The sequence below is a fragment of the Streptomyces sp. NPDC104309 genome (assembly GCF_055584025.1).
This window is the reverse complement of record NZ_JBVJMV010000014.1, coordinates 219,530-226,989: the sequence shown is the minus strand read 5'-3', so window position 1 is coordinate 226,989 and position 7,460 is coordinate 219,530. Positions and strand designations below refer to the sequence as shown.

The window sequence follows — 7,460 nt, the reverse complement described above, 5'->3', positions numbered from 1 at the left end:
CGCCGACCAGGCAACGGCCGAACGAACGAACCTGAAACCCCGTCAACCCGCCCTGACCAGCTGATCAGCACCTCCCGCACGCCGGGGGAACCTCAGTCAAGTGGTTCACAGGGAGCCTCCGGGCGATCCACGTGCACCACCTGACCTACCGCAGCAAAGGTGGCAGCGACCACCCGAGCAACCTGGAGCTGATCCACACGACCTGTCATCGCCAGGTTCACGCTGGCGACCGGAAGCGTGACACCCAGCGGCAGCCACAGGCCAGCTTGAGCCGGATGCGGGGATGACTCGCACGTCCGGTTCTGAGGGGGCCGGGACGCAGCAATGCGTCCCGGCTACCCGACTGCTCACGGTAGTCAATGCTGACGGTTCCACGCCAAACGGCTCCCTGATCGACGAGATCGTCCGCGAAAGCGCCAGGCGGATGCTGGCCGCCGCGCTGGAAGCTGAAGTCAACAGCTACATAGCCGAGTTGGCCGGTGAACGGGACGGCGACGGTCGCCGCCTGGTCGTGCGCAATGGCTACCACCAGTCGAGGAAGGTCACCACGGCCGCCGGGACAGTCGAGGTGCGGGCCCCACGCGTGAATGATAAGCGCGTCGATGACACGACGGGTGAGCGCAAGCGGTTCTCCTCGGCGATCCTGCCGCCCTGGTGCCGCAAGTCCCCGAAGATCAGTGAGGTGCTGCCGCTGCTCTACCTGCACGGACTGTCCTCCGGCGACTTCGTGCCCGCGCTGGAGCAGTTCCTCGGCTCCTCGGCCGGCCTCTCGCCCGCCACCGTGACGCGGCTGACCGCCCAATGGCAGGCCGACCACACGGCGTTCATGGACCGGGAGCTGTCCGCCACGGATTACGTGAGGCTCCCCTCGTAGCGTGAAGACCCTGACTGCAGGGGAAGTTGGGAGTCATGACGGAGAATCGACGGAAGTTCGATCCGGAGTTCCGTGAGGGGGCTGTACGGATCGTGACGGAGACCGGCAAGTCGATCGCCGAGGTCGCGAGGGACCTGGGGATCAACGAGACCACCCTGGCCAGCTGGGTGTCCCGGGCCCGCCGGGCCGGGACCGCGCCGGCCGGTGTCAGTGACGAGGTGGAGCGGTTGCGGCGGGAAAATGCCCAGCTCAAGCGGGACAACAAGGAGTTGGCCATGGAGCGTGATGTGCTCAAACGCTGCATGGTCCTGTGGGTGAAGTAGCCGTGGCGGACCCGTCCCAGGTGGTCGGGGTAATCAGCGACTTCAGGACCGTGCACAACATCCCGCACCGCGTCTCGTGTCGTGCCCTGGGTGTGAGCGAGCCGTGGTTCTACAAGCACCGCATCCGCAAGCCCACCGCGCGGCAGACGCGACACCTGCGGCTGGTGGAGGCGGTCAAGGAGGAGTTCACCAGCTCCGGCGGCACCTACGGTTCGCCGAAGATCTGGGTCGCGCTTGTCCGCAAGGGCTGACGTATCTCGGTGAACACCATCGCGAGGATCATGGCCGAGCTCGGCCTGGCGGGCCGCAAGGTCCGAAAACGGCGGGGGCTGACCCGGCCCGGCAAGCGGCCGGCGTGCCCGGACTTCGTGCGCCGGGACTTCACCACCGAGGCGCCCGACCTGGTGTGGTGCGGGGACATGACGGAGATCGACACCGGCGAGGGAAAGCTGTATCTGGCCACGGTCATCGACCTGTTCTCCCGCCGCCTGCTCGGCTATGCGATGGGAGCCCGCCACGACGCCGACCTGGTCGTCGCTGCCCTGCACATGGCCGCGGCGACCCGCGGCGGGGACATCTGTGGTGTGATCTTCCACAGTGATCGCGGCAGCGAGCGCGGCCGCCTTCGCCGAGGTCTGCCGCCGGCACGGCATCCGCCGCAGCATGGGCCGGGTCGGCTCGAGCTTCGACAACGCCGTCAGTGAAGCTTTCAACAGCGTGCTCAAGGTCGAGTACGTCCACCGGCACACCTTCGCCACCCGCTCCGAGGCCCGAATCCGAATCGCGACCTGGATCACCGATTTCTACAACGCACGTCGGCTACACAGCGTGTGCGACTGGAAGAGCCCGATCGACTACGAACACGACTATTGGGCCGGCTTCACCGATAGACAGCACGGTCATAGGCGCGGCTCCGGGAAGCAGACGGTCAGCATTGTGGGATCACCACAACGCCCCGCTTGCCGTAGATGACTTCCCACCCCCGGTAGGCCATGCGCAATCACCGGCGCGCTCACTCCACCACCACAAGTCAGTAACGCCCCGGCCCCGTGGAGCCAGCCCGCTCATCACAGACAGCAGACCAGCCGGAACGCGAACCAGCGGAGCCTGACACCCCATCAGCTAAGTCAGCATTGAGTCAGCATTAGGTCTACTAAAGCTACTCACGCACGGCCACACCTTGGAATCCCGGCCTCGCGCGGCGGAAGCTTCCAGAGAGGCACGGAACCGATTCCGCTTTTGAGCAAGCAACCGAGCTGCACAACCAGGGCGCACGCTGGACCCCGACCACATCAATGCAGCTCAGCGCACCCTTCCCCGCGGTTTCAGCGCCACCGGCGGCAGTTCGGGAGCGGGGAGCCGGCCCCCGTCATAGCTGTCCACTTCCCCAAACCGGGCACTGTTCATCCAGTCCGCACGCGCCTGTGCGATATCCTCGTGTGACCGCCCGATGAAGTTCCACCACATCACGATCTCCTCCTCGAAGGGCTCGCCACCGAGCAGCATGAGGCCCGCCTCGGTGTCCGCGCGCAAGGGGAGTTCGGAACGGCCGCAGCCGAGGTAGAGCATGGAACCGGGCAGCACGGGTACGCCGTCGACCTCGGCCTGGCCGGACATCGAGAGCACCGCGTACTCGAAGTCCGGATCAAGCGGCAGGCGGGCCTCGGCACCGGCGGACAGGGACAGGTCGGCGCCGACGATCGGGGTGTAGGCGGTGCCGGGCGAAGTGGCGCCGTCGAGTTCACCGAGGATCAGGGTCGCGGTGAGGCCGGGCGCGGAGACGGTCGGCAGTTCGGTGTGGTGCTGGAAGTGCGGCTCGACGTTCCGGTGGGCGTCCGGCAGGGCGACCCAGAGCTGGGCGCCGTGGAGAAACCTCGCGTGGGACTTCGGGCTCTCCTCGGAGTGACTGATGGCCCGGCCGGAGGTCATCAGCCCCAGCTCGCGCGGGCGGATCGTCCGCAGGCTGCCGAGGCTGTCCCGGTGCAGGACCTCACCGTCATGCAGCCAGCTGACCGTCTGCAGACCCATGTGCGGGTGGGGCGGCACCTGCATTCCGGGCTCGCCGGCGATGTCGTCGGGACCGTAATGATCGACAAAGGCCCACGCGCCGACCATCCTGCGGCCCAGATTCGGCAGCAGTCTGCGTACCTCGGTGGACTCACCCAGCTGGACGTGGCGGGGGGTGAGGAGTTCCCGTACGGGCTCGGCGACGACGAAGCCCCGGCCTCCGCAGACGGAGAGTGCGGCCTGGCGATCGAGATTGCTCATGGCGCTCAACCTATTCCCGTGCGGGCCCGGGGTGCCGGTACCCACGCCGATACTTTAGTGGAATATTCAACTAGTGTGCCATGTTCGGGTCAGTGAAGCGTGGCCGGGCGTATGGCTGGGTCAGCGGCAGGGCGGGGCCGGGGACGGCCCGTGAACGAGGAGGTCAAGTGAGCGACACCTATTTCGAGTTCGGTACGGCCGCCGACCGTTGGGACCGTGCGCAGATGTTCTTCGAGGCGAAGGAGTACATGACTGCGGCCCGGATTCTGGAAGGGCTGGTCGAGGAGGTACCGGAGCAGGTCTCCCCGCGTCTGCTGCTGGCCCGGACCTACTACCACTCGGCGCGGCTCGGCAGGGCCGAGACGGAACTGCGGGCGGTTCTGGAGCGCGACCCGGTGGAGCCCTACGCCCGGCTGATGCTGGGCCGCACGCTTGAGCGTCAGGGACGGAGCGCGGAGGCGACCGGCCATCTGCGAATGGCGGCGGCATTCTCCGGAGACTTCGACTTCGACGTCGACGGGGACCGGAGGACCGGCGCCTGACGGTCGCGAGGGGTCTCAGCGGTCGCGAGGGGCGTTCGACAGACGGTTCAGCCATTCCGTCAGGAGGGCGCCCTCTGCCGCGGTGAGTCCCGGGTCGGGCGACTGCCGCAGCAGTGCGTTCAGCCGGGCCGCGGTGGCCGGCAAGTGTGGCTCGGACGCGGCGGCCCCCGCGTGGTCCGTGTCGGCGGCGGTGCCGGACACGTCCGGGGTGAAGACCGCGGCGTGCACGGCGTCGCGGACCCGTCGCGACATGCTCGCGTCGCCGAAGGTCGCGGGGCGGGCGACGAGCATCAGCGCCACGCCCACATGGGCCGACATCACCATTTGCGCGGCCAGCTCGGGAGCCATCCGGAGCTTGCCCACCGCCGCGGCCCGTTCCAGGTCCCTGGTGAGGATCTGGTGGGACTCCAGGGCCGCGGCCGGTGGGGTGCGCATGGCCGGTGAATTCATCAGCCGGTAGAGATTGGGGTTCTGCAGGGCGAACTCGACGTGACTGTCCCAGCCGTCGCGCGGGTCCTCGACGGGGTCCGCGCTCTCGCCACGCTGCCGCTTCGTCGCCAGGTACGTGTCGAAGCCGTGGTCCACCACCGCGGACAGCAGGCCTTCCTTGTCCCCGAAGTGGCGGTGGAGCGCCGGGGCCCCACCTGCGCGGCCTCGCACACGGCCCGGGTGGAGATGTCCCCGTTCGGGGACTCCGCGACCAGACGCGCCGCCACTTCCAGGATTCGTGCTCGTGTGCTCATCGCACGGACGCTATCAAGCGGATGAGGCGGGGCGACGGCGGGCGGCGTCACCCCCGCCGCTCAGACGATGCCGCCGTTGGCGCGCAGCACCTGACCGTTGACCCAGCGGGCCGGGCCGGCCAGGAAGGAGACCACCCCGGCGATGTCCTTGGGGGTGCCCAGCCGCTCCAGCGGTGGCTGACCGGCCAGCTTCGCGATGGTCTGCTCGTCCTTGCCGTCCAGGAACAGTGCGGTGGCGGTCGGTCCGGGTGCCACGGCGTTGACCGTGATGTCCCGCCCGCGCAGCTCCCGGGCAAGGATCAGGGTCACGGCCTCGACAGCGCCCTTGGTCGCGGCGTAGGCGCTGTAGCCGGGCATGGCCAGCGACAGCACGGAGCTGGAAAAGTTGATGACCGCCCCGCCCTCGCGCAGGCGGCGGGCCGCCTGCTGGTCGACGACGAACGTTCCGCGGATGTTGGTGCGGTACATCCGGTCCAGCGCCTCCAGGTCGGTGTCGACCAGCGGCGCCGGCGTCATGCCGCCGGCCGCGTGCACGACCACGTCGACTCCCCCGAAGGTTTCCTCGGCCGTGTCGAAAAGGGCCGAGACCGCGACCTCGTCGGCCACGTCGGCGCGGAAAGTGATGGCCTGGCCGCCCTCCTCGGTGATCGCCGCCGCCGCCGACTCGGCCTCGGTCCGGTTTCCCGCGTAGTTGATGACGACGGCGAAACCGTCCAACGCCAGCCGCTCGGCGCTCTCGCGGCCGATGCCCCGGGATCCCCCGGTGACGATCGCCACCCGGCGCGCGGTGGTGGGCTGCTCGCTCATGACGGTGCTCCCCGTTCCAGGCGGCTGGTGCGTTCACCAACCCGACGTGATCAACGCCAACACCAGGAAGTTAGCAACGCTACCTCGTTCGTAGCAGCGCTACGCGCAGCGCTCTCCCGGCCCCACAGGACCCCGCACGACCCCGTCCCGCCGCTCGCCGCTCGCCGGACACTCGTCCCGGACAATCCGGATGCCGTCCGCCCGCCCCTCGTGATACTTCACTCGGTCATGACCGATCTTGAGACTCCCCGCCTCCTGCTCCGCCTGATGAGCGCCTCCGACGCCTTGCGGGTAATGGCGGGCACACCGGGCGAGGGGGCCGACTGGGCGCCGGGATACCCGTCCGCCGGCGAGACGGCCGCGGCGGAGCGCTTCCTCGACGCCTGCGCGACGACGGGTGATCCCAGCCCGTTCGGCTCGTACGAGATATGTCGCCGTGAGGACGGAGTCGTGATCGGCGGGCTGGGATTCCACGGCGCCCCGGACGAGAACGGGCACGTCACGATCGGCTACGGCCTCGTTCCCTCGGTTCAGGGAAGGGGTTACGCCTCCGAGGCGCTGCGGGCGCTGCTGCTGTTCGCCCGCGAGCAGGGGGTGATCTGTGTCCACGGTGACACCGACCTGGACAACCTCGCGTCGCAGCACGTCATGACAGCCGTCGGCATGCGCCTGGTGAAGGAGGACGCGAAGCTGAAGTACTACCGGATCGACTGGGGTCGACAGGGCAAGGAGCAGTGAGTACGCGACCGTCCGTTCCCCGGGGACGGCCGCGCCTGGCAGGACGGCGGAACCCGCCGGGGAGGCTCCCGGCGGGTTCCGATGTCCGCTGGTGGTGAGTAGTGGTACGCCGGTCAGCCGGCTGCGGCGGCCCGGTTCGCCGTACCGCCTCCCGTCGCGACGGTGCCGGCCCTCGGTACGAGAAGCCGTTCCGTCAGGTGGCCGAAGACGAGACCAAAGGTCACCCAGAGGGTGGCCTGTACCGCGAGGGTGGCGAGCCGGAACTCCCAGAGCAGGGTAGCCGGGAAATCCCTTCCCACCTCGTTGAACGACGGCAGGAACGCATAGGCGACCCCGATCACGACCGCGTAGGCGGCCGATGCGGCGATCGTCGCGTTCCAGTTGCCCAGGCGGGGAGCCAGCCGCTTGCCGAGGATGACGGCGGCGACCGCCAGCAGCACACTGAGGGCGACCATCAGGAAGAACAGGGCGGTGCGGCGGCCGATGGTGTCGGGGTTGCCGACGGCCGGCGGGTTGGCCGGGTACTTCAGGAACGGCACGACGTACACCGTCAGCAGGGCGGCACCCGCGATCAGGGCCGCCGTGGCCCGTGGGCCGAATCGGCCGATCCGGCCCAGGGCGTAGCAGAAGACGAGGGCGGCGATCCCGCCGATCGCCACACCGAAGACGAGCACACCGGTGGCAAGACCCGCGGTGGACTGCACGGCGCGGCTGACGAGTTCCTCACCGCCGCCGTGGTCATGACTGTGCGACTCTTCGAGGGCGATGGCCGCGTCCACCCGGGACTCACCGAGCAGGTAGGCGACGAGCAGCGCGAGCGCGCCCGCGGCGAGGCCGGCCAGCATGCCGCGGACGAGCAGGGCTCTGACAGATATGGAGTTCATGAGGTCTTCCCCAGGATCGGACGGTACGTCAGTGGCAGGGGAAACCGAGGAGATGGCGACCGTCGTGGACCCACTCGTGGACACCCTCGCCGGAGATGACCGCGGTGGCGCCCTGTTCCGCGCCGACGAAGTACAGCAGTACGAGCATGAGGATGCCGAAGAAGACCGCCCAAGGGGCGATGGACTTCAGGGAGATGGGGGTGATCGCCGGTACGGCGGTGGCGGGGGCAGCACTCTGTGCCATGGCAGAACCTCCTGAGGGAACACGCGTCCCGATCGTG

The 7,460-nt window shown here is 68.8% G+C and carries 11 protein-coding genes and 2 pseudogenes; 8 read left to right on the top strand and 5 right to left on the bottom strand.

Annotation, left to right across the window (positions count from 1 at the left end):
- The first annotated feature begins 131 nt into the window (after positions 1 to 131).
- The 6 genes and pseudogenes from ACZ68L_RS22345 (at position 132) to ACZ68L_RS22320 (ending at position 2,169) form a co-directional block, all read left to right on the top strand.
- Positions 132 to 287: an HNH endonuclease gene (locus ACZ68L_RS22345; RefSeq protein ID WP_399337969.1), complete on the top strand. Its 156-nt coding sequence runs from the start codon at positions 132 to 134 to the stop codon at positions 285 to 287.
- A 56-nt stretch (positions 288 to 343) separates the two neighbouring features.
- A pseudogene (locus ACZ68L_RS22340) lies at positions 344 to 865 on the top strand (transposase); the annotation flags it as partial.
- A 44-nt stretch (positions 866 to 909) separates the two neighbouring features.
- A complete protein-coding gene (locus ACZ68L_RS22335) occupies positions 910 to 1,197 on the top strand; it encodes a transposase (protein WP_469579500.1) in 288 nt (95 codons plus the stop codon).
- A 2-nt stretch (positions 1,198 to 1,199) separates the two neighbouring features.
- Positions 1,200 to 1,448: a hypothetical protein gene (locus ACZ68L_RS22330; RefSeq protein ID WP_469579498.1), complete on the top strand. Its 249-nt coding sequence runs from the start codon at positions 1,200 to 1,202 to the stop codon at positions 1,446 to 1,448.
- Positions 1,449 to 1,457: 9 nt separating this feature from the next.
- A complete protein-coding gene (locus ACZ68L_RS22325; RefSeq protein ID WP_469579497.1) occupies positions 1,458 to 1,901 on the top strand; it encodes a DDE-type integrase/transposase/recombinase in 444 nt (147 codons plus the stop codon).
- A complete protein-coding gene (locus ACZ68L_RS22320) occupies positions 1,861 to 2,169 on the top strand; it encodes an integrase core domain-containing protein (RefSeq protein ID WP_469579495.1) in 309 nt (102 codons plus the stop codon). The genes ACZ68L_RS22325 and ACZ68L_RS22320 overlap by 41 nt, the downstream gene beginning before the upstream one ends.
- A 330-nt stretch (positions 2,170 to 2,499) precedes the next feature.
- On the opposite strand, the gene ACZ68L_RS22315 is transcribed toward ACZ68L_RS22320, so the two are convergent.
- Positions 2,500 to 3,465: a pirin family protein gene (locus ACZ68L_RS22315; RefSeq protein ID WP_469579492.1), complete on the bottom strand. Its 966-nt coding sequence runs from the start codon at positions 3,463 to 3,465 to the stop codon at positions 2,500 to 2,502.
- 167 nt (positions 3,466 to 3,632) lie between these two features.
- Between ACZ68L_RS22315 and ACZ68L_RS22310 the strand changes: the two genes are divergently transcribed.
- Positions 3,633 to 4,007 (top strand): tetratricopeptide repeat protein, encoded by a 375-nt coding sequence (locus ACZ68L_RS22310; RefSeq protein WP_469579489.1) that lies wholly within the window; start codon positions 3,633 to 3,635, stop codon positions 4,005 to 4,007.
- A 15-nt stretch (positions 4,008 to 4,022) separates the two neighbouring features.
- Here ACZ68L_RS22310 and ACZ68L_RS22305 read toward each other — a convergent pair.
- Positions 4,023 to 4,750, bottom strand: a pseudogene (locus ACZ68L_RS22305) (TetR/AcrR family transcriptional regulator).
- 60 nt (positions 4,751 to 4,810) lie between these two features.
- Positions 4,811 to 5,557: an SDR family oxidoreductase gene (locus ACZ68L_RS22300; RefSeq protein WP_469579486.1), complete on the bottom strand. Its 747-nt coding sequence runs from the start codon at positions 5,555 to 5,557 to the stop codon at positions 4,811 to 4,813.
- 228 nt (positions 5,558 to 5,785) lie between these two features.
- Between ACZ68L_RS22300 and ACZ68L_RS22295 the strand changes: the two genes are divergently transcribed.
- Positions 5,786 to 6,295, top strand: coding sequence for a GNAT family N-acetyltransferase (locus tag ACZ68L_RS22295; RefSeq protein ID WP_469579483.1), 510 nt, complete (start codon positions 5,786 to 5,788; stop codon positions 6,293 to 6,295).
- A gap of 113 nt (positions 6,296 to 6,408) precedes the next feature.
- On the opposite strand, the gene ACZ68L_RS22290 is transcribed toward ACZ68L_RS22295, so the two are convergent.
- Both ACZ68L_RS22290 and ACZ68L_RS22285 read right to left on the bottom strand, forming a co-directional pair.
- Positions 6,409 to 7,179 (bottom strand): CbtA family protein, encoded by a 771-nt coding sequence (locus tag ACZ68L_RS22290; RefSeq protein ID WP_469579481.1) that lies wholly within the window; start codon positions 7,177 to 7,179, stop codon positions 6,409 to 6,411.
- 28 nt (positions 7,180 to 7,207) lie between these two features.
- Positions 7,208 to 7,423: a CbtB domain-containing protein gene (locus tag ACZ68L_RS22285; protein ID WP_376270763.1), complete on the bottom strand. Its 216-nt coding sequence runs from the start codon at positions 7,421 to 7,423 to the stop codon at positions 7,208 to 7,210.
- Positions 7,424 to 7,460 lie beyond the last annotated feature (37 nt).